Raw genomic sequence first — 22,484 nt, forward strand, 5'->3', positions numbered from 1 at the left:
AACCCCCAATCCTGCAATATTTCCGGGCAGGAAAATATCCTGCCATATCAGGCAGAACTGAATGTGTTTCATCCTGTCCGTTATTCCGGGACATGACCAATAGTATCTGCCAGAACTGCCTCTGTCAGGCAAAAAAAGATTTATATCTTATTAAATCCAAATTACAGACAGGATATTACTGTTATATCCATGCGATAATAGTCCAGCGGCAGGACAGTGGCTTCCCAAGCCTCTAACCCGGGTTCGATCCCCGGTTATCGCACTTATTTTTCCGGGAAAAATAAATTAGATCCTTATCCTGATTTCTAAAACCCAGTCATACACGATAGTTATTATGAGGTATAACTATCTCAAATCCTGCCCCTTTCCCGAACTCACCATTTTCTACAATACTCATGCCGGTAATTGCCAGAATTTCCTTTGAGAGAAACAGCCCAAGCCCGGTATTGGCTCCAAAACCTTTCTCAAATATCTTCTCTTTGTTCTCATCCGGAATTCCCGTGCCGTCATCCTCAATAATTATCCTGCCAGAGCCACCCCTCTCCTCAAAGTACATCTTCACCAGAGTAACATGCCCCCCATGCCTCACAGAATTGCTGAAGATATTGTAAAAGACCTTCCCAAGCATAATATCGGCATAAACATTCAGACTGCCGACATTAACAGATATATTAACCCCTGCACCATCAACCCTGGAAGCGGCAGATTCTGCCACAACCATTACCTGCTGCCATGCCGGCTCTTTTATGCCAAGCTCCTCATAATCCCTTGTGAACTCGATCTGCCTCTTAATAGTATCTGTTATACCAGTAATTTTACCGGCAATCTCTTTAATCTCCAGAGAATCCCCTCCCTTCTCCATCAGCTTATAAGAGTAATACATCATGGCCTGGATCTGATTTAAAATATCATGCCTTGTAATTCCGGAAAGGATATTCAGCTTCCTGTTTGTCTCTGTAATGGCATTCTGAAACCGCTTAACCTCAGTAATATCCTGATTAATTCCGGCTACCCTTACCGGCTTATTCTGCCTGTCATACTCCACAACCTCTCCGGATGACATAATCCATATCCACTTATTATCCTTTGATAAAATCCTGAATTCAACATTAAGGGCCGGAATTTTCCCTTCAATACATTCTCTTACCGCAAGATTTACTCTGTCAGTATCATCCGGATGAATGCCTCTTAGAATCTCACCATATTCCTCCCTTAAATCGCCCTCCTTATAACCAAGCATTCTGTACCAGATATCATTCAGTATCACCTTTCCGGATGTGACATCCCAGTCCCAGGTACCAAGACCGGCAGCTTCAATTATAAGCCTGAGCCTCTCCTCATTCTCCCTTAATGCAAGATTGGTCAGTTTCTGTTCAGTAATATCCTGTATTGATGCAATGCTCCTCTTCGTGCCCGGAATTATAGATACGTTAAGGGTTGTATAGACCTTTTTCCCGTCCCTTCTTTTAAATGTAGCCTCATAATTATCAGGTACAGAACCGGGATCTCTCCTTCTCATAATATGATAGTTAACCATCCTGTCAATATCGGCAGAAGAGATAAACTCAGTCCATTTAAGCTTACCTTCAGCCTCTTCTTTTTTATACCCGGAAATATTCTCAATCTCGGAATTTGCAAGTAAAATCGTCAGGTCCTCATCAATAAGGAGCATGGCAGTACCGGTATTTTCAAACATTGTACGGTAGAGCTCCTCAGAATATCTCAGGTCCTCTTCAAGTTTAAGCCTGTCCGATATATCCCTTGCAATTGACAGGACAGCAGGACTACCCATATAATCAATTATAGTCCCATGCACCTCTACAGGAATAATCACTCCGGATTTGGTCAGATGTCCGGTTTCAAAGATAACACTTCCATTACTGAAAAGTTCCTCCATCCTTGCAGGCACATTATCTCTAAGAGAGGGGTCATCAATATCCGCTTTATTCATCCCAAGCAGTTCTTCCCTCGTATATCCCAGCCGCTCACATGCAACATGGTTTGCCTCAAGAAAACTGCTATCCATATCAAGAATAAATATTGCATCACTTGCAGATTCAAAGAGTGTCCTGTACTTCTCCTCAGACTGCCTGACTGCCTCTTCGTATATTATCCTCTCAGTTATGTCACGTACAACTGACAGTACAACACTTCTGCCACCCTCAGGAAACAGATTTGAGCTGACCTCCAGAGGGATTCTCCTGCCCCCCCTGCTAAGAAATGCACTCTCAAATTTTACATTAAAATCCCTGCTTAAATCAGCGATCACACCCGGAATTATTGAATAGAGGTCCTCCGGCATAAGGTCAGTGACAGATAATTCAAGAAGCTCTTCTCTCTTATATCCAAGCATTTGGCATGCAGCATCGTTTACATCTACAAATCTGCCCGGCATCCCGTCCTCATTGAGATAATGCACAAAAAAAGCATCATTTGCAGAATTAAAGAGATTCCTGTAATTTCTCTCACTTTTTTCAAGCGATTTTTTAGTATCTGCAAGCTCTGTGACGTCGATCATCACACCGACAATACCTGCCACACTGCCCGTTTCGTCATTAAAAGTAGCTTTGTTGAATATCACACTGTGAACAGTTCCGTCACTGTACCTGACATCACCCTCATACCGCTGAGTGCCCGGACAGTCAAATAACTCCCTGTCCTTTCTGTGATAGACTTCTGCAAGCTCTTCTGGCGCTATCTCAAATACAGTCTTCCCGATTATCTCCTCCGGAACTTTGCCCAGAAATCTATAGAATTCACGATTGGCTCCGGTATATCTCCCATCAATATCCTTCATGAAGACAGGGTTAGGGATGAGATCTATCGCCTTACCAAAAAAATCTCCATAACTGCCCGGATCAGAGCCATAAAATAAAAAACCGTCCTTATCCGGAAAATCTCCACCGTTCATATCTCCTCCACCCTAAACCATATTTAAGCTCTGTTTCACCCACAAATAAGATTCATCCGGAACTGACCGCATATAATCATCTAATCCGGAAAAATCATGAATCAGCACTTCCCTTCTGCCATGATCTCTCAGGAACAGTGATCTCAAAAGATGCCCCTTCTCCGGGGATGCCGTTCTCCCGGATTTCAATCCCTGTCAGTGAGAGGATCTCCCTTGAGAGAAAAAGTCCAAACCCTGTATTTTTTCCACAACTCCTCTTAAATATCGTCTCCTTTGACTCTTCCAAAACTCCCACACCATCATCCTTCCATGTGATAATAAGACTGTTGTCCGGATCAGAAACCCGGCATAATACCCTGACTCCGGTCGCCTTTTCACCATGACGCACTGTATTATCCATAAGGTTGTAAAAGACCTTCTCAAGCATCGGGTCTGCATATATGAGATACTCCCCGCATTCATAACTGACCGAAAGTTTTCCCCGCCCTGTCTTTCTGATAATACCTGAGATACTGAGCCATGCAGGTCTGTCAACACCGAGTTTTTCATATTCACGGGTGAACTCAATCTGGTCCTGGATAGCTTTGGCTGAAAAATCAAGACTCTCAAGATATTCCTTAATTAAAGGATAATCGTCAAAATCACCGATAATATCAAGAAATCCCCTGATTACAGTGATATTATTTAAAATATCATGCCGTGTTATTGCCGAGAGGATCTGAAGCTTCCGGTTTGCAAGATAAAGGGCATCCTCAGTCTGGCGGAGTTTTGTAATATCAGTGACAGAACCCTCACAATATAATAAATTTCCATCCCCGTCCCTCACCTTCCTTGCTGTTATTATTGCCTTAAAGAGACCTTTGTCCCTCTTAACATGGGTGACCTCATAATTCTCAATTATTCCGTTTTCTGAAATTACTGCCAGGACTCTCTCCCTCTCAGCCGGATTTGCATACATATCTGCTGCATTTACATTCTCTTTCAGGAGTTTGGTTCTGGAACCATATCCATACATCCTGGCAAGAGAATCATTTGCATCGACAATTATCCCTTTTGGAGTTGTTCTGAAAAGACCTGTGACAGAGTTTTCAAAGATATCCCTGTACTTCTTCTCACTCTCAAAAAGTGCCTCTTCATTACGCTTCCGCTCAGTAATGTCGGTTACAAGAGCAAGAATACAATATTCTCCCCCTATACTGATTTTTGTTGCGTGAACTTCGGCAGGATATACAGAACCGTCTTTTCTGCGGTGCCGGACTTCAAATACTGCGTCACCGTATTCAGGCATATCATGCCACAGCCATCTGTTATCCGCCCTCTTATCTGAATCAGGATCAATATCCGCGACATTGAGAGAGAGAAGTTCATCACGGGAGTATCCGGTTGTCTTTATGGCTTTCCGGTTAACATCAATGATATTTCCGTCCAGGTCATGTAAAAAGAGCATCTGCGAAGCTTTCTCAACAAGAGTTCTGAATTTATTCTCACTCTCGCGAAGGGCAATCTCAGCATTTTTCCGCTCAGTAATATCAGTATGTGTCCCGACCATCCTCACAGGATTTCCGTCTTCATCCCGGCTTACAACACTCCCTCTTGCGTAAATCCACCGGTAATCTCCAGCTTTCGCCCTCATCCTGAACTCAAGCTGATACCCATCCTTACCACTGCGGATAGTCTCATATATAAACTTCTCCGCAGGGCCGATGTCATCCGGATGGACAAGTCCTCTCCATGTATCATATGAAGCCGGCATCTCATCAGGCTCATAGCCAAGCATAGTGTACCAGCGGGGACTGAAGAATGCATTGCCAGTAGGGATATCCCAGTCCCAGATACCGTCATTTGTGGCATCAAGCGTCAGAGTCAGCCTCTCCTCGCTCTTAAGCAGGGCTTCCTCCGCCTTTTTATTAGCCGTAATATCACGTGCAGAGCCGACTGTCCCTATCATCTCTCCTTTCTCATTCAGGAAAGGAGCCTTGTGGACATCAAGAAAGATAAATTTCCCCTTAATATTGCCATACTCATCAAAATGCTGCGGAACTTTCACATCCATCGTAATCTGATCTGAATCAGAGCAGATCTCACCAAATGTATGCCACTCAGGATCTTCAGGATGGCGTGCCCTTTCACGCTCTGCAAAATAGAGGTCAGTCTTACCGACAGGTTCGGCTGTATCTTCTGCACAGAGCAGATTCACACAGGCAGCCTTGTTCGCAAAGATGTAGCGTTTTTCAGTGTCCTTTGCCCAGATCATATCCGGGACGTTGTCACACATCATCCTCATTATATTATAAAGATGTTCGTACTTCTCCTCACTTTCATGGAGTGCATCCTCTGTCCTCTTCTTCTCAGTAATATCACGGAGCTGCTCGATAATTCTGACAATATTTTCGTCTTCATCCAGTACAGGAATGCTCAGGCAGTCGAGATAAAGGCCCAGTTCGGGGACGTACTTCTCAATCCTCTGCATCTTTTTTGTCTTTACGGCCTCCCTTGTTGCGCATTCCACGCATTCGGTATCACGCCCTATCAGATTATAGCATTTTTTATTCCTCACCTCATCCGGAGTCATACCAAGAAGCCTGTAGCCCGCTTCATTGTAGCATTCAATTGTATGATCGGCATACTGAATTGCCAGGACATCCGGAATTCCGTTTATAATCCCGGAAAGGAGGTTATTCTTATAATCCACAGCTATCCCGGAGGATTTCTTCTCCTCTGCAAGGGATAATGCCCTGCCGTAAAGTTCAGGTAACTGTAATATTGGCGGCATCTTTTTACGGAGATAAAAGTCAGCCCCGCCATTTAAAGCCTCAATTGCGTCATCCGCACTCCTGCTCTCTGTGAAGATGATAAAAGGAGTTCTGTCCCCCCTGCACCTAAGCGATCTCAGAAGTTTAATGCCGTCAATTTTGTCCGTCCGGTAATCTGAGATGATGACGTCATAAACATTTCCGGCTAACAGTTTTTCAGCCTCTTTCTGACCGCAGGCAGTACTAACATTAATACCGGCTGATTCTTCAAGAAATGTCTTTCCGGCACTCAGAAGTAAAGGGTTCTCATCAACATGAAGTATATTATATCTCTTCGATGATTCCCCGGATAATGAATTATTTAAATTTTCTTCCAAGATATTCCCCCCAAAAATCCGGCAGGCGGAACATGCAGAAACTTATAATTAAGATCCTGCACAAGTGCCATATATATCTGTTTTTGTTATCCCGGCACCCTTTAATCCGGAAAAATCCCTTATGAAGAAGAAACTTTGAAAACAAACCTGCCAAAGATCTTCTTCATATGACCCTGAGGATGAAAGTGCAGAGCAGTCAGAAATGAAAAACTGTGCACAGGAAAAATTCAACCCCGTGGTACTCACAATAATTTCTATTACCACCATTATATATATACGTTTTTAAGTGATTCACTTCAGCACCTGCTATGATGATGAAGATGAAAGAGAGGTGTGTATTTGTAACCGGTAATCAGGTATCCGCCGTCCTCAAAAATACATAATTAACATATGAGACATATGTCCTCACACCCAAGGCCGGCTCACAGCAATACTTATTCAGTACATATTGATACTAAAATCCGGACAAAACTGAACAAAATCCGGGTATAAAGGGATAAAGAGAGATGAAGGGATAAAGACAGATGAAGGGATAAAGAGAGATGAAGGGATAAAGAGAGATGAAGGGATAAAGAGAGATGAAGGGATAAAGAGAGATGAAGGGATAAAGAGAGATGAAGGGATAAAATCCCAAATAATAATTAAAGTTGAAAAATAAAAAGTTCAGATCTCCCTTGCAACTGAACAGAAGTACATCCTTTCAGAGTACTGAACAAAATTCCGGGAGACATCAACGTCAAAGATTTCTCCGTTCTGTTTTGCATGTATTGAAATTGTTCTCTCCTTCTTGCCCGGATGTGCTTCCTTCCACATATGCTGCCATTCTTCCTTGGAAATTGACGGATTAATATCGAATACAGACCGGGATTTCATCTCAGCGTCCGAATAGCCGAGAAGTTCACCGGCCGTCTTATTGGCTTTGTAGACCTTTCCGTCCTCATCAAAGAGAATTATTGAATCCGAGGCATGGTCAAATGCAAACTGAGTGAATAAAAGCTCCTGTTCAAGGTCTTCCTTCTCGGAGATTACACCAAGAAGCCTCCGGTTTGCCTCCTGAAGTTCATTTGTCCTCTCCTGTATGAGTTTTTCAAGGTTATCATAGTACTGCCTCAGTCTGCCTTCGCTCAGTTTAAGTTCGGTGATATTCCTGCCGATTGCGTGGTAACCGGAAATATCACCACTGTCCTTAAAGATCACCCTGAATGTCCAGTTCTCATATCCGATGCCCCCGTCCTTTCTCACTGATTTGACATCAAGGCTGCCGGAATTATTTTCCTGACTCAGCGAAGAGATGAGATTCTGCACCCTCTCCCTCTCATCTGCCTGAAACATCGGAATAAACCGAAGACCGGTTATTCTCTCAAAACTCCTGCCGATATGCCGGCAGTATGCCTCATTTACGAAAAGAATGGTCAGCTCATCGCTGATATGCACGATAAATTCTGTCTGGTCGCTTGTGACTGCCTCATACTGTCTGCGGCATATTTTAAGTTTTTCAAGGTTTTCGATATTTTCTGTATTGTCATATATTACAACCGCACAGCCATCCCGTCCGGTATCAAAGACTATGGGTATGAAATGCAGACGGAGGTGAAGCTTTTTACCAAGAATATGGGTCTCCCTCTCAATAATTTCAGATCTGCCCTGAACTGCATTGTGGCAGAGTTCTTCAATTATGACCTCTTTGAAGAGTGAATACGGAAGGTTCTGAATCTTTTCGCCATATAAGACATCAAGCGGGCATTTCAGAAGATTAAGGGCTTCTTTGTTCACCATCGATATCTCCTTTTTTGAACTGAGAATTATTACCGGAAACGGAGTATATCTGATGAATGATGAGATTGGGATTCTCTGTACAAGATAATAATTCTTTGACGGGCCTGTCTGTTTTCTGTCAATATCACCTTTGAGTTTTAACATATCAAGATATTTTGCACTGGTATTTCTGTGCATATGCAGTGCACTTGATATCTCAGATATGTTCAGTCCCTTGGGATATTTCCTGAGAAGTTCTTTTATATCAATTGTTTCCTGAAATTCGCCTGCCATTTAACCAAAACCTTCTGCCTGCCGGAATTTTTCTATGCACTGCATATAAGTTGTGCTTAAGACATATTTATTTATTGTCAATGCATTGTATGAGTATTGCGCACTGCATAGGTGCGTCAGACTCTTCTGCATAATAATACAATGCGGAGGGGTGAGCGAACAGACAAATCTACATGATTAATCATGCAGGTGGAAATGATGAGTGATAATTTCGATGTGAAACTTGAAAAAAAGTCATACCTTCCGGAATACTCCTATCGCGACAATTCCTGGATTGGTGAGTATGAACCGGCCTACCAGAGATTCCTGGATGATCCTGAGCGCTTCTGGAGTGAAATTGCACATGAACTGGAATGGATGCAGCCATGGGATAATGTTATGGAGTGGGAGCACCCATATGCAAAATGGTTCACCAATGCAAAGCTCAATATCACCTGCAACTGTCTTGACAGGCATGTAAACGGTGATAAGAGAAATAAAGTTGCATTAATGTGGCGTGGTGAGGACGAACTGCACGAGCGTGTCCTCACATACAGACAGCTTCATGCACAGGTGATGCGATTTGCAAATGCACTTAAGGGACTCGGAGTCAGGAAGGGGGATGCAGTCTGCCTATATATGCCGTTTGTTCCGGAGCATGTGGTTGCAATACTTGCCTGTGCACGAATCGGGGCTGTACACAGCATTGTTTACGGAGGGTTTGGTGCAGATGCACTTAACAGCCGGATACGTGATGCCAATGCAAAGGTTGTCATAACGGCAGATGTCAGCTATAGGCGTGGAAAGACGATAATGTTAAAGTCAATCGTTGATGAGGCGGTCACCAACGCATCCTGTGTTGAAAAGGTAGTTGTCCTGAAGAGAACCAACCTTAATATCGAGCTTATGCCTGAAAAAGAGGTTGATTTCTACGAGATAATGGCTAATGCAGACCCGGTATGTGAACCGGAAGTCATGGATGCTGAAGATCCGCTCTTCATCCTCTACACAAGCGGAACAACGGGCAAGCCCAAAGGGATTGTGCATACCTGCGGCGGTTATATGGTCGGGACATATTATACGACAAAATATGTCTTTGATATGAAAGATTCCGATGTCCACTGGTGCACTGCCGATCCTGGCTGGATCACGGGGCACAGCTATATCGTGTACGGCCCGCTCTCCACCGGAGCAACAGTCCTTATCTCAGAGACTGTTCCGGACTATCCTGATCCCGGCATCTGGTGGAAGACGGTTGAGGATATCGGAGTTACCATATTCTACACCGCACCAACGTCCATCAGGATGTTTATGAAGTATGGGGAGGAATGGCCGAAAAAATACAATCTCGATTCGCTGAGGATACTTGGTTCTGTCGGTGAACCCTTAAATCCGGAGGCTTTTGAGTGGTATTACAGAAAGATTGGCAAGGCCAGATGCCCGATAATAGATACATGGTGGCAGACTGAAACCGGGATGCATATGCTTGCAACACTTGTCGGCGATAAGATGAAGCCTGGATTTACAGGCAAACCGATTCCGGGTGTTATAGCAGATGTGGTAGATAAAGACGGCAATCCCTGTGCACCGGGAATAGGCGGACTTTTGGTTATAAAGGCACCCTGGCCGTCTATGATGCGGACCATCCATAATGACGATGAGAGGTACAGGCAGTACTGGAATACGGTCGGAAATTACTATACTGCCGGAGACCTTGCCGTTAAGGATGAGGATGGCTATATCATGGTCATAGGGCGATCCGATGATGTTATAATCGTTGCCGGCCATAATCTCGGTACGGCCGAGGTCGAGAGTGCACTTGTATCACAGGAGGCTGTTGCCGAAGCGGCAGTTATAGGAAAGCCTGATCCTGTTAAGGGCCAGTCGGTCAAAGCCTTTGTAACGCTCTGCGTAGGGTATAAACCGAGCGAGGCACTGAAAAATGACCTGATATACAATGTCAGGATGAGCCTTGGCCCGATTGCAATGCCTTCTGAGATTGAGTTTGTCGATTCGCTGCCAAAGACCAGAAGCGGAAAGATAATGAGGCGGGTATTAAAGGCTAAGGATATGGGTCTCGATCCGGGTGACATCTCCACGCTGGAGGAGTAAACCCGGCAAACCTGAATTTTTGCAGGCAGATTTAAGGGTATGTTCCGGGAGTCGGGTTATCTCTGCATATGCCGGAGACATCCGGAGTACCCGATAAACCCTGCAAAAATTTCCGGGCGGAAAATACAGCAGGAGACAATTAAATAAAGGTGATCTAAATGGAAAAAGAGAACAGAAACAGTTTCTTTCTGATGGACGGAACGGCCAACCCGGCACCACTTGGGCTTTTGGCTTTTGGTATGACAACTGTGCTATTAAATATTCACAATGCAGGGTATTTTGCACTTGGCAGTATGATTATGGGGATGGGAATATTTTACGGAGGCCTTGCACAGGTTATAGCCGGAATAATGGAATGGAAGAAGAACAATACCTTTGGAACGACTGCATTCTGCTCGTATGGTTTCTTCTGGATAAGCCTTGTAGCTCTGCTGATACTGCCGGGACTTGGCCTTGCAGCGGCACCGGAGAAAGTCGCAATGGGTTCATACCTCTTAATGTGGGGAATATTCACCTCTGTGATGTTTGTAGCCACCCTTAAGATGAACCGGGCCATACAGTTTGTCTTCGGTTCACTTGCACTGCTCTTCTTCCTGCTTGCAGCCGGAGATTTTACAGGAAATGCTCTCATAACGACCATAGCCGGATATGAAGGGATAATCTGCGGATTTTCTGCCATATATGCAGGACTTGGCCAGGTACTCAATGAGGTATATCAGAAAGATCTGGTGCCCCTCTGATACAGGTCAGGGACAAAACTAATTCCTTTTTTTTTGCTGAATGATTTTATACGGCCTCAAAACCATAGTGGTTTAATCAGCAACAATACCACAGATATTCTTTCGGCCTGCATAAGCAAAATAGGTCTGTAACCGATTTTTTGCGGATTATATTGTTGCATCTTCGTTACCGGGATTTTTAAATCTGCTGAATTAAAAAAGTCCCTCATGAACCAGCCGGTTCACAGATGATGAATGAAACAGTGTATTGTTTCATAGGAGGTATATATCTTTAATATTTTATCCTGCCCATCGACCATTTCCCTGCCGGTCTTTGTTTCTTCATTATACGAAAATGTTAGGGATATTATAGTGCACTGCATAATGTTTTGGGATAATCGGAGTGTAACGGAGATTATTCCAAATCATGCACTTATACCGCACTTCATAGTAATAAGCAAACTTTCCGGACCATTCCGGAAAGTTCTGCATTATACTATATATTGAACCGGTTTTCATTTAAATCAGATTCGAGCACCACATCATCTATAAATATCAAATTTCATAAATAACCGGTCACATACAAATTCTGCCAAAAAAATTATTCCCTTTCAATCATTAAGTCTCCTGGATTTTTTAGGAAGTATGTACGGCCTTCACGAACCAAAGTGCCATAACAGGCAATTGTCTTTTCCTGATCATGTGCCTGTACAGCCAGGTGATATAGTTCATCAGGAAGCTCAAAACTGATTTTTCTGGGCTTTTCATCAATAAAAGCTATTACTGTGATCTTTCCGGCTGATGAACCTTCGTTTCTTTCCAGTCTTATTACCGGCCCCCTGACTTCAAAATCATCACGGGGTGCTGACTCTCTGAAAACACGGGCTACTTCATCCAGGACGGGCATTATGTCCGCGGAAAGATAAACATTTTTTACCACATCAGCAATTGCCGGTCGGTTTCTGGATAATGAAAAACTGACATACAGATCCTGATATTGATCATTGTATGAGCTGAGCCGGGCAACTGCTTCACAGAGATTGGCACTTACACCTTTTTCAATAGCATCTTCAAAATACTCAAAAGAACTCTTCACGGCCGCCCTTTCAGCAGCATATTTCATTTCAGCTAATGCAGTTGAAAGGTTAAGGATAACTTTCCTCTCGAAAGGATCTTCTGAATTCTGTGCATTTAGTAATTTTGTCTGTTTAATATTTATCTCCGGAGACACAGGTGAGAGGACAGTTACAACATAGCTTCCCTGCTCGGTCTGCCCCAGACGAACTTTTTTCATGTAATCAACGGCCTGATTTGGTTTTCTGGCCTGAAAAATAGGTCGTGGTTCTATTGTTGAACAGGCAGATGCCATCATCATGCCCCAGACATTATTGACAATTTCAACCCCTTTTTCTATTGGAATGCTTCCTCCGGATGAATTGGGAAGACTGAATTTTAATCTGATAATATCTGCTGAGGTTGTCTTAAGATCATTATATATTTCAGTCTGAGAACGATTTTCAGCGAGTTCAAGAGTATTTAGAAGTTCGCCTATACGGAGTGCGTAATCTATAACTGTTCTGTCAAGTGGCAGCGTAATCTCATATTCTTCATTGTTACCATCTCTGGTGATCCAGACAGAATACTTATCAGGCATGATAAATGATTCATTCCAGCCTCTGGATTTAAGATATAATTCCAAATCCAAAGGCCCAAGAGCATTTAATACTTCAGTATCCCGGATATCAACATTCATGGCAGGTCACCATATCCAACCCTTTCCATAATTTTGCTTAATTCTTCTACTGTAAACTGCTGCGATTTTGGAATATTTACAGTGACATTTTTTTCATTTGAAGTATCAGGCAAACCTCTCAATGATTCCCAATAACCACAATGATACATTGAAAGTTTTTCCTCAGTTTGATCAATCCATCTTTCGATTTCATCCGGAACAACCAGTACTAAAAGAATTCTGGGAACCTGAACATTTTCAGGGCGTAAATCATTGTAATTCTTTATAGGCAGAGAAAATCTGATCCCATCACCGGATATTAAATTCTGCGATGTACATTTTAGCTGTAAATCTATTCTGGGAGAACGAATAGAACCCCTCCCGCCCCTCTCTGCGATTGAGAGATCGATGCTGTCATCATCCACGGAGGGTTCAAATAATGAAAATCCTGCAACAGTAGCTACAGCTCTGACATATGCTCTGCTAAACTGTTCTTTTTGCTGATTAATATTCATCATATAACATCATAAATCCCGAACAGAGTAATCTTTAGTTATAATCTGCCTTAAACGTAATGCTTCATTAGAAAAAAAGGCAGAGTATGTCCTTTTATTTCATTTCTTACGACACCGGGAGGATGTCCGGCAATATAGTTTTTCAAAAAAAACGAAGGTAATAAAGCAAAATATTGACTTTGAATCCGGAAAATACTGCATCTCAGCCGATTTAGTAAAAAATCTCAGGAGAATCTCCGGAAAGAAAAAACCTCAGTCATACGCCAGTCGTGTTTTCTCGTCTGAGAGTGTCGGTGCAGTCAGCCTCTCCCACAACACCGAATCCCATGTCTTCAGGTTTTTGTGGGTCTGATAGTATTTCTCCGGAATCGGATGCGTCCCGACAACTACTTCAAGGCCGTATTTATCCTTTATGAACTCTGAGAAATACTTTATCCTCGGACAGGGCGGATAACCGACAACCATTCCGGTTGCGAGATGAATAACATCCACCCCGTTCTTCTTCATCTCCTCCGGTGCGTACTCGATATTCCCCCCCGGGCAACCGCCGCAGGAGGTATAACCTGCAACCTCAACCTCTTTGCCCTCATATATGCTGAATGCTCCCTCACGGTTATGCAGGGATCTGAGGCACTTACCTCCGGCACATGAACTGTAACGGTCACAGATTATAATCCCGATTTTTATCTTTTCTTTCATCATAACGTCAGTACTTGTCTTGTCTTCCATAATTACACCATTTTAGTCAATTGTAATAATACGCTCTTTCAGCAATACAATCAGCTCTCACAGAAATGCATTATTCTGTTTAAACAATCTCATACAAAGTATTCCTCTGCATAAGTTCCCTTCCGGCATCTTCGGCCATCCGTCTCATCTCAGCCGGATCAAGGTACTCGGTATCCACAGCCCCGGCCTCTTTTGAAATACTCTCCTCAAACATGGTTCCGCCCAGATCGTTTCCGCCGGCCATTAATAATAGCTGCGCCAGCTTTTTTCCGGATTTAACCCATGAAATCTGGATATTGTCAAAATTATCAAGATATAGCCTCGAAACCGCAATCATCAGAATATCTTCCCTGCCTGTTGCACCGGCGGCAGCACTGCCTGTCAGGTAAAGCGGCGTATTGTTGTGGATAAATGAAAGAGGCACAAATTCAAGGAAGCCGCCGGTGTCGTCCTGAATATCCCTCAGAATCCTGAGGTGTTCAACCCGGTCCTTCAGGCTCTCGATATGGCCGTACATTATAGTGGCGGTGGTCCTTATCCCAAGTCCGTGTGCCTCCCGGATAATTCTCTCCCATGTCGCCGTATCAATCTTCCCCGGACAGATAACTTCCCTGACCTCATCCACCAAAATCTCCGCAGCCGTTCCGCACATAGAGCCAAGCCCTGCCCTCTTCATCTGTTCAAGCATCTCAAGAGTTGTTATTCCACTCTTTTCTGCACCATACCAGACTTCCATTGGATTATGGGCATGAATGTGTATATCAGGGGCTGTCTCATGAATTGCCGAGAGAATCCCGGAATATGTATCACCGTCAAAATCCGGGTGAAGGCCTCCTACACTGCATATCTCGGTGACTTCCCTCTCCTTTGCAATAAGAACCTTCTGCCTTATCTCATCATAATTATGGCAGAAAATATCCTCATCGCCGGTTTTTCTGCAAAAACTACAGAACCCGCAGGAATTAATACAGTTATTCGTGAAATTCAGATTCTGGTTTCTGACATAAGTGACATAATCTCCAGCCTTCTCTTTTCTTATCATGTCTGCCGCAGCTGCAACCACAAAGACATCCATACCCTTTGCATTCAGGAGCGTAAGTGCCTGTTCATCTGTAAGGCGGCGCCCGCAAAGTGCATCATCAAGGACTTCAATGATGTCCTTGCTGGTGCAAAAATACATTTTTTTATCCTGTAAAGGATTCATTAGTTAGAGTTATACTGATATCATAATAAGATAACCTTTCCGGAAGACAAACGCCCGAAAAAGCTACGGAACAACAATAACTCCGGAAAATGAAGATAAATGCCCCATGTGCAGACTGGACAGCGGATTTTCCCCAAAGGCAGAACCAGGCAGGCGCAGGTGCAGATGACAGGAACAGATCAGAAATTGCGGTGCGCACACAAAATAAAAAAACGTCTTTTACAGACATACCAGATCGCTACACACACCACATTTGGAAAAAGATCGCGGAGTTATGCGCATCGGAGAGACTTTTGTGGTTCACTCCCACTCAGAAACAGCCCTGGCACTTAAACTGAACCATCAATATAACCATCTAAGATTTCCATAGAACCTCACTTTGATCAATCCATATATCAATTTCATCCGGAACAAGCAGTACTAAAAGAATTCTGGGAACCTGAACATTTTCCGGACGCAAATCATTATAATTTTTTATGGGGAGAGAAAATCTGATCTCTTCACCGGATATTGAATTCTCCCGCCATTTGTTTATTTCAGAATTTTCCAGTACCCACCTTTGTCATGCCCAATACGCAGCAATTCATTATTTTCCTGCAATTTCTTAAGGTTTCTTTCAATAGTGCGGGTTGATACATTAAGTTCTTCAGAAAGTTCAGCTATCGTCATATACGAATTTTTTCCAAGAAGCACCAATATCTTATGGTATGTTTTCTCCGACATTTTCTCCGACATTTTCTCCGACATTTTCTCCGGAGAATCCAATTTCTGGTCATAAGAATCTTCACTGGAAGAAGGTCTCCGGAAGATTATAGTGAACCAGTTCTCATTGACATCAAATTCCGGGCCGGAAAAACCATAATCTGCCATCGCATTCTTCATCCTTGAAATTCCGGAGCCTACCTTTTCAATAAGATCCATCCTCTGCATAAGCCCTGTAATGAGAGTATTTCTTGAAAGGCTCTTTCTGCCGAGATCTTCCATAGTCAGGCCATTTACAGGACCACCCGGATTTGTGATTTCAACCCTGTCCTGAAATACTTCAACAAGGATATTTGCCCCGTAAACATAGTAATCCCGGTGTGCGAGTGCATTCAAAAGACCCTCTCTTAAAGCCTCTTCCGGCAGTTCAAGTTTCTCCTCGTGGTTCGAGTTTTTCTTCGTGGGATCCGCTTTTGATGATGTAATATGAGTTCAGCCTGGATAAAAGGTAATTAATATAGTATGTATATAATCCTGAATTTGTGTGTAGAAATATTGAAGTATAATTATGATCATACTGTTAGTAATTAGGATAAGAGTTGATGTTAAGATGATGCGATTTGGAAAGGCTCTTGGTACATTAAATTGGAAAACCGATAATATTCCAGTCATGGGATCAGAAAAAGGCTGGATTACAGATTCAATCCGCAAAGAGATGAGATCTGGAAATGGAATTTCAAAAAGAGATCAAAAAAAGAGATCTTAAACATCCAAACTCATAAAATTAAATATAATTTATAGTTAGATCAATTATAATTTTCAATGAATCCAGACTATTTTCATTAAATAATGCAATTATAAAAATTGCAACAATAACAAACAGCGACAAAATTATAGAAGCCATAAAATAAAATTTATGGGGGATATAATATCCATCCTTCACAAAAGAAGCATAAAAATAACAATATGCTAACAGTGAGATGAGATAACTTAAACCAGTAGAAATCCCTAAATTCGGAATTTTTGAATATAATATATAGTTATAAGATATTGACATTATAAAAAGGCCTACAATAAGCAAATAGAATAGCGGAATTATTGAAATTCCCACAATTTTATTAGACATTTCTGCAATATAAGAGAAAATATAGGTGAAATGTTCATTATTTACTCCAGACTTACTTTTATCACTAACAAAATCAGAAATTAAATAGTTATACTTTCTTTTCCCTTCTAAAACCGAAATAAATGGCATCTCCAATTTTAATTGTTCTGGTTTTTTATCCAAACTATCATATTTTCTTATTAATACACATTGATTACCTTCCAGATTACTATTTAAAGAGAACAAATCAATTTTACCAATACGCCACCCTAATGGCATCGTTATATAAAATTCCGGCTGTATATTTCCCCGAATTGAAAAATTTCCTTCTTTTTTTTGCCTAAAAAAATTGAAGCATCTTGAAGATATTTTAGTTTCGTTTTGATCTTCAATATCAGGATTCATTAGGATATATTCAAATTCAATTTTGACGTGCCTTAAATCAATTCCATTATTTTCCGAAGTATAATTATCATCAGTTTTAGAAACAATTGGATAATTATCTAATGAACCAAGATTCACCAGAATTTTGAATTCAGAGCCACAATTATCTTCCAAATATGCCAGTTCTTTATTATTTAAATTTCTGGCATACACTCTAAAACCTAAGAATTTGAGTGAGTCTAATGAAATAGGAATAAATTGCTCATTTACATATATATCCATAACCTGACGTATTTTTCTCCCGATATGGGGGTGAAATATCTCTTCTACATGCCACCAGGTTTGTTTGATCTCAATTACCATATCACAAAACACCACAACTCAAATAATTGTAATTACAGACATAACAAATTTATATATATACGTTCGTCAATATCAACCATATGCCTCACCACAAATATTATTCATTTAAGTTTCAACAAATTTTTTTCTGTTTCCAATACTTTAATTTCCCCTGAAATCAATTTTGGCAAAATTTCATCCCTAAGTTCCTTAAAATTCAGAGAGTTAGTTTTATTTATTATTCATCAATATATTAACCATCATTTTGATTATAAATAATATTGTAATTTTAAGGATTTTTAGATGGAAAAAAGGAAAAAAACATACTTTAAACGCCCTTCTGACGGGAAGGTATTTGAAACATTATATGAGCCCTGTTGTCAGAACTGTGGAACTCCACTGGCAAAAGAAAACAAATATTGTGATAAATGTACTTACAATATAAAAAATAAAGAAAATCCCCCCTTAATGAATTTTGCATTCGGCAAATATCTTAAATACGGAGAATACAATAATGATCCACTGAGTAATGAGATACGCAAATTTAAAAGTGATCCATCCTTATGTAAGCCACTCAGTGAATGCCTAATCCATGCAATGGATAATATGTACCCGTCATTAAAGCATCTGGAATGTATTGTTCCGGTTATGAACAACCCCGGACATGGTTTCAATCGCTTAAAATTACTGGGAGAAATACTATCTGAAAGGTATGGAATGGTACTTGTTGACTGTTTATATCAGAAAGATAATTATCCACGAATACATACAATACAAAACCCCATTGAAAAAAGAAAAGCCATCAGGGGAAAAATCAGCTCTGACATACTCCCACGGCTAAAGCACGTGGGGTTCTGACGTTGTTTGACATTCTTCAAACATTGCGTCGTGGGGTATCAGTGCTCCCATCGTGTACATCTCTTTCTGTACACGATCAACCATGCTTTTTTGACGATTTGCTATGTTGAATGCAGCATTTACATCAGCATGATCAACGTGGCCACAATGTGGACACTTAAACTCTTTTCCGTTACGAATTCCTATTTTACCACAAATTGAACAGTTTTGAGATGTATATGCAGGATCTATATAATACACCGGAACGCCAAGCAGCTTAGCCTTATATTCTACAAATAACTGTAGTTGATAAAATGACCAACTGTTCAAGGCGTATTTAAACGATTTACTCTGTTTCCGGGAGTTACGAATCCCTTTTAAATCTTCAAATACAAGACCTGCATTTTGTTCTTTAGCAATATTAACAATCCTGCGACTTATTTTATGGTTTAAATCTTTGACAATTCGGGATTCTTTATCCTTTATCTTCTTCAATTGTCTGAATTTTCCCTGTCTTTGAAGTCGTTTACGAATTGCAGAATATTTATTGTGGATATGAAGTGCTTTTTTACCAAGCTTTTCAATTTTTCCAGTATCTGGATTTGCCAATACAGCAATATGGCCCGTAGTGTTCCGATCAACCCCTATAAATGCAGAGGGTATCATCTCGGACTCTTCTTTGACGGTGCACGATATATAAGCAAACTCTTTATCAATTTCAATTTGATTTATTTTCTCAAAATCAGGGAATTGATAATTCAATGTTAATTTTAATGGAACTATTTTGATAATCCGATTATCTTTATCGACTCTGATTGATTGATTTGGAATAACTAAATTTACATTATGTACTCGTTTAATCTTTTTCTGGTTACCATATTTCCGCAATATTTGGTTAGATATTGCTGATTTTAATCCAATATCTTTAACTGCTTTAGAAGACCTGCACTTTGGATTCCTGACTGCAAACTCCGCTACTTTAAAGGCTTTTTTTAGGTCTTCAGTGAAGTCCTGATTGTGACGGATTTTATAGGTCAGAATCATAATTAGTTCTTTTTTTGATCTTCGATGTATTTTTTTACAATTTCGTCTGAAATATGACCACAACTCTCACAATAATAACTTCTGGTCCATAATGTTGGAAGACGGGTTCTCAATGTGCTAAACTCCTGTCTTAAAATTCTTGAAGTATAACCTTTAAATTGCTGAATAACCCAATGTGGGCTTGCAGTTGGTTTTGTTTTAACAAATAAATGTAGGTGGTCCGGCATGATTTCCATAACTTCAATTATCACATCAATATCAGATGCCTTTTCATGCAATAACTCTTTCAACCTTACTGCAACATCTGGTTGTAGGACATTTCGCCTATATTTAGGACACCAAATAATATGATACCCAATATTATATACGCAGGTATTCGCATGAGTCCAGCGTTCTTTTTTTGCCAACGGTATAATTATCTAGGGGTAAGAATATATAGTTATTGTCGTGATATAGACGCATTCATCCCACGACTAAAGTCGTGGGCTTTCTGCTGCCATGATCGTAATGAAAAATTTTATGACGAAACTGTATTACTAATAGACGATGTCTACACATATGGTACAACTAAAGAAGAATGCACGAGGATATTAAAACTAAATGGTGTCACACAGGTATGTTCCCTTGTTCTTGGGATAACTGTTTCAAAAGTCAGACTCAACCGTATGAGGAAATCTTATGAAAAATAATTACTATCAAACGGCCTTTTTGTCATTTTTAAATGATATCCAGTCAGTAAAAAAGAAGGAATATCTGGAATATCTAAAAGATGAGAATAATTTCCAAAACTTCATAATATCTATTGAAAACAGAAATGAATTAACAGAATCGAGCTATCCAAAAGGTATTGAAAATTTATTCCGAACTGTTATAAAAAAATATAATGCTTCATTAACTGAAGGCATCCCTGACAAAAATTCCATAACTGACAACTATATTTCAGCAATTGAAGATTATCAGAATAATCAGATTCAGGTTATAAAATATACTGATGATAATTATCCACAAAAACTTCTGAGAATAAAAAATCCACCTTATCACCTGTATTGCAAAGGAGACATAAGTTTACTCAATAAAAAACTGATTTCCATCATCGGAACCAGAAATATCTCAGAAAAAGGACGGAAAAAGACAATAGAAATAGTAGATTACCTTGTGAAATCCGGGTATTCAATTGTAAGCGGACTTGCAAACGGAACAGACAGTGCCGCTCATAATGCGACACTTCTGGCAGGAGGAAAAACCATTGCCGTCTTACCCGGATCTGTCACAAAAATAGTACCACCGGGCAACAGAGGTCTCGCAGAAAAAATTACTCAGTCCGGCCTTATACTCAGCGAAATCACAGAAAAGGTAACAGTCCATAAAGGCAGATTTATTGAAAGAAACAGAATCACAAGCGGCCTTTCCGGAGGCGTAGTGGTCATTGAGTCAGGTGAAAAGGGAGGTTCAGTCAGACAGACAGAAATTGCAATTGAACAGGGCATACCGGTTTTCGCTGTAAAACCGGATGAAGATAATAAAGATGCATATCCCGGTTATAAAAAACTCCTGTCTCTTGGTGCAGTAAGTGTTGAATCAGCTGATCAGATTATAGAAGAACTTAAAAAATCTGAACACTCAGAAATTAATAAAGAGAATCAAATCCACAGTACCTCTGCTGTAGCAGATATAAACAATAAATATGCAGAAATATTCAATAATTCATTAAATAAAGCTGAAAAATCAGAGAAAATCTCGTTGAATAAGAAAACAAAACAAATGATAATATCCGATTCTTTTTAACTATTTACATACACAATGCACAACAACCTATTTTTTATTTTTTAACTTCCGCATCAGATATTCAGACAATTTCACTTACCGGCAGATTATCACTGAATTCAACAAAAATCCATCTCAATACGGTAAGAATACGCACTGCATCTGCAACTGAATTAAGCTTCTCTTCATCAGCCCAGTAGTTTTTCCACTCAATCACACGATCAAAGATCATCTCTTCGGATATTTTCCCAAAAGGTTTCCTCGATTTAAGCTCGCTATAGACGTAGAATACAGTTGTAACCTCACCTGCCTGTTCAGTACTCCTGATCCTTGAAAATAAATCCACCACTATCTCAATCTTATCATCACCAGCACGGATTTCTTCTTTAAACTGCTCTTTTACAGCCGGAAATTCAGACCCGGTTCTGATATTAATCATAGAACCGGTTTTCTTTTCAGTAATAAGATTACAGTTGGAAAATTCTTTGATTAGATCTTTGGCTCCATCAGAAAATGGCCCGTAAGTTCCCTGTTTAAATGAAATATTGAGATCAACACCGGTTTGTGTAAGCATGTAACAGATCTTCTGAAATATTGTCCTGCCGACCGGCGAGGCATATTTCATGTTCTCAAGCCGGAATAACACCTCAAGTAGCAGTATCTTCTCAGCAGTAATTTTATTATTCAGAATATTCCCGGTAATATTTTCATTATAATTCACCGGCTCTGAAAGATACTCACAGGCCATATGATCTTCAGGCGTTGAATAAGGAGCATAAATCCGGACAGGAATATCAATAGAAGACAGTTTTCTGTACATCAGAGGGCCAACATCCTCCCAGAGAAGACCGCCATTTCCACATCCAAGCGGCGGGAATGCTACCGAAGTTACATTCCATGATTTATAACAATTAATGAAAATATCAAGACCCCTGACAATATCCTCTATCCGTGATGCAGAACGCCAGTGATCCTTTGTTGGAAAATTAATTATTGAATTTCCAAAGATATCTTCATAATGGTAAGGGACACCGTGCTCAACCTCTCCTTTCCTGCAACGCAGTTTATAGTCCTCAAACATTGCCGGGTATCTTTTCTTAAATTCAAGTGCGATCCCCTTGCCCATAACACCAACACAGTTCACAGTATTTACAAGAGTCTGCGATTTATCATTAAGAATATCTCCAAGCACCACTTCAACTGTCATCTGTAATCTCCCAAAACCT

General features: G+C 40.7%; 17 protein-coding genes and 1 tRNA gene. 6 read left to right on the forward strand and 12 right to left on the reverse strand.

The features are described 5' to 3' along the window. The first annotated feature begins 191 nt into the window (after positions 1-191). Positions 192-262, forward strand: a tRNA-Gly gene (locus tag METLIM_RS09975). A gap of 54 nt (positions 263-316) precedes the next feature. Here METLIM_RS09975 and METLIM_RS09980 read toward each other — a convergent pair. From METLIM_RS09980 to METLIM_RS09995, 3 genes are all read right to left on the reverse strand, one after another. Further along, positions 317-2,911 (reverse strand): sensor histidine kinase, encoded by a 2,595-nt coding sequence (locus METLIM_RS09980; RefSeq protein WP_004078270.1) that lies wholly within the window; start codon positions 2,909-2,911, stop codon positions 317-319. Positions 2,912-3,005: 94 nt separating this feature from the next. Next, a complete protein-coding gene (locus tag METLIM_RS15645) occupies positions 3,006-6,041 on the reverse strand; it encodes a response regulator (protein ID WP_004078279.1) in 3,036 nt (1,011 codons plus the stop codon). A 663-nt stretch (positions 6,042-6,704) separates the two neighbouring features. Beyond that, positions 6,705-8,090: a PAS domain-containing protein gene (locus tag METLIM_RS09995; RefSeq protein ID WP_004078281.1), complete on the reverse strand. Its 1,386-nt coding sequence runs from the start codon at positions 8,088-8,090 to the stop codon at positions 6,705-6,707. A gap of 198 nt (positions 8,091-8,288) precedes the next feature. Between METLIM_RS09995 and acs the strand changes: the two genes are divergently transcribed. Together acs and METLIM_RS10005 are read left to right on the forward strand one after the other, a co-directional pair. Continuing rightward, positions 8,289-10,181, forward strand: coding sequence for an acetate--CoA ligase (acs, locus tag METLIM_RS10000; RefSeq protein ID WP_004078282.1), 1,893 nt, complete (start codon positions 8,289-8,291; stop codon positions 10,179-10,181). 158 nt (positions 10,182-10,339) lie between these two features. Then, positions 10,340-10,921 carry an acetate uptake transporter gene (locus METLIM_RS10005; protein ID WP_004078284.1) on the forward strand — a complete coding sequence of 194 codons (582 nt, stop codon included), beginning with the start codon at positions 10,340-10,342 and terminating at the stop codon, positions 10,919-10,921. A gap of 580 nt (positions 10,922-11,501) precedes the next feature. On the opposite strand, the gene METLIM_RS10010 is transcribed toward METLIM_RS10005, so the two are convergent. The 5 genes from METLIM_RS10010 to METLIM_RS10035 all read right to left on the reverse strand — a co-directional run bounded on the left by METLIM_RS10010 (position 11,502) and on the right by METLIM_RS10035 (position 16,178). Continuing rightward, positions 11,502-12,653 (reverse strand): hypothetical protein, encoded by a 1,152-nt coding sequence (locus METLIM_RS10010; protein WP_004078286.1) that lies wholly within the window; start codon positions 12,651-12,653, stop codon positions 11,502-11,504. Continuing rightward, entirely contained in the window at positions 12,650-13,150 is a 501-nt protein-coding gene (locus METLIM_RS10015) for a DUF4365 domain-containing protein (protein WP_004078288.1), read from the reverse strand. The genes METLIM_RS10010 and METLIM_RS10015 overlap by 4 nt, the downstream gene beginning before the upstream one ends. Positions 13,151-13,399: 249 nt before the next feature. Next, entirely contained in the window at positions 13,400-13,876 is a 477-nt protein-coding gene (locus METLIM_RS10020; protein ID WP_004078290.1) for a CGGC domain-containing protein, read from the reverse strand. 79 nt (positions 13,877-13,955) lie between these two features. Beyond that, positions 13,956-15,056, reverse strand: a complete 1,101-nt coding sequence (gene cofH, locus METLIM_RS10025) for a 5-amino-6-(D-ribitylamino)uracil--L-tyrosine 4-hydroxyphenyl transferase CofH (RefSeq protein WP_004078292.1) — start codon at positions 15,054-15,056, stop codon at positions 13,956-13,958. Positions 15,057-15,611: 555 nt separating this feature from the next. Next, entirely contained in the window at positions 15,612-16,178 is a 567-nt protein-coding gene (locus METLIM_RS10035) for an ATP-binding protein (RefSeq protein WP_052300904.1), read from the reverse strand. Between the two features lie 172 nt (positions 16,179-16,350). Between METLIM_RS10035 and METLIM_RS10040 the strand changes: the two genes are divergently transcribed. Next, a complete protein-coding gene (locus tag METLIM_RS10040) occupies positions 16,351-16,548 on the forward strand; it encodes a hypothetical protein (protein ID WP_004078293.1) in 198 nt (65 codons plus the stop codon). 18 nt (positions 16,549-16,566) lie between these two features. Here the strand turns inward: METLIM_RS10040 and METLIM_RS10045 are convergent, their stop codons facing one another. Next, positions 16,567-17,634 carry a hypothetical protein gene (locus tag METLIM_RS10045; RefSeq protein ID WP_004078301.1) on the reverse strand — a complete coding sequence of 356 codons (1,068 nt, stop codon included), beginning with the start codon at positions 17,632-17,634 and terminating at the stop codon, positions 16,567-16,569. A gap of 282 nt (positions 17,635-17,916) precedes the next feature. Here METLIM_RS10045 and METLIM_RS10050 point away from each other — a divergent pair, with 282 nt between their 5' ends. Next, on the forward strand, positions 17,917-18,471 hold the full coding sequence (locus tag METLIM_RS10050) for a hypothetical protein (RefSeq protein ID WP_004078303.1): 555 nt from the start codon (positions 17,917-17,919) through the stop codon (positions 18,469-18,471). On the opposite strand, the gene METLIM_RS10055 is transcribed toward METLIM_RS10050, so the two are convergent. Both METLIM_RS10055 and tnpA read right to left on the reverse strand, forming a co-directional pair. Further along, positions 18,451-19,494, reverse strand: a complete 1,044-nt coding sequence (locus METLIM_RS10055) for an RNA-guided endonuclease InsQ/TnpB family protein (RefSeq protein ID WP_004076327.1) — start codon at positions 19,492-19,494, stop codon at positions 18,451-18,453. The two genes, METLIM_RS10050 and METLIM_RS10055, sit on opposite strands and share 21 nt — an antisense overlap. A 2-nt stretch (positions 19,495-19,496) precedes the next feature. Further along, positions 19,497-19,901: an IS200/IS605 family transposase gene (gene tnpA / locus METLIM_RS10060; RefSeq protein WP_004076326.1), complete on the reverse strand. Its 405-nt coding sequence runs from the start codon at positions 19,899-19,901 to the stop codon at positions 19,497-19,499. Between the two features lie 271 nt (positions 19,902-20,172). On the opposite strand from tnpA, the gene dprA reads away from it, so the two are divergent. Next, positions 20,173-21,279, forward strand: a complete 1,107-nt coding sequence (gene dprA / locus METLIM_RS10065) for a DNA-processing protein DprA (protein ID WP_004078306.1) — start codon at positions 20,173-20,175, stop codon at positions 21,277-21,279. A 61-nt stretch (positions 21,280-21,340) separates the two neighbouring features. Here dprA and darG read toward each other — a convergent pair whose 3' ends face one another. Further along, entirely contained in the window at positions 21,341-22,465 is a 1,125-nt protein-coding gene (gene darG / locus METLIM_RS10070) for a type II toxin-antitoxin system antitoxin DNA ADP-ribosyl glycohydrolase DarG (protein ID WP_004078308.1), read from the reverse strand. Positions 22,466-22,484 lie beyond the last annotated feature (19 nt).

Source organism: Methanoplanus limicola DSM 2279 (genome assembly GCF_000243255.1).
GTDB lineage: Archaea > Halobacteriota > Methanomicrobia > Methanomicrobiales > Methanomicrobiaceae > Methanoplanus > Methanoplanus limicola.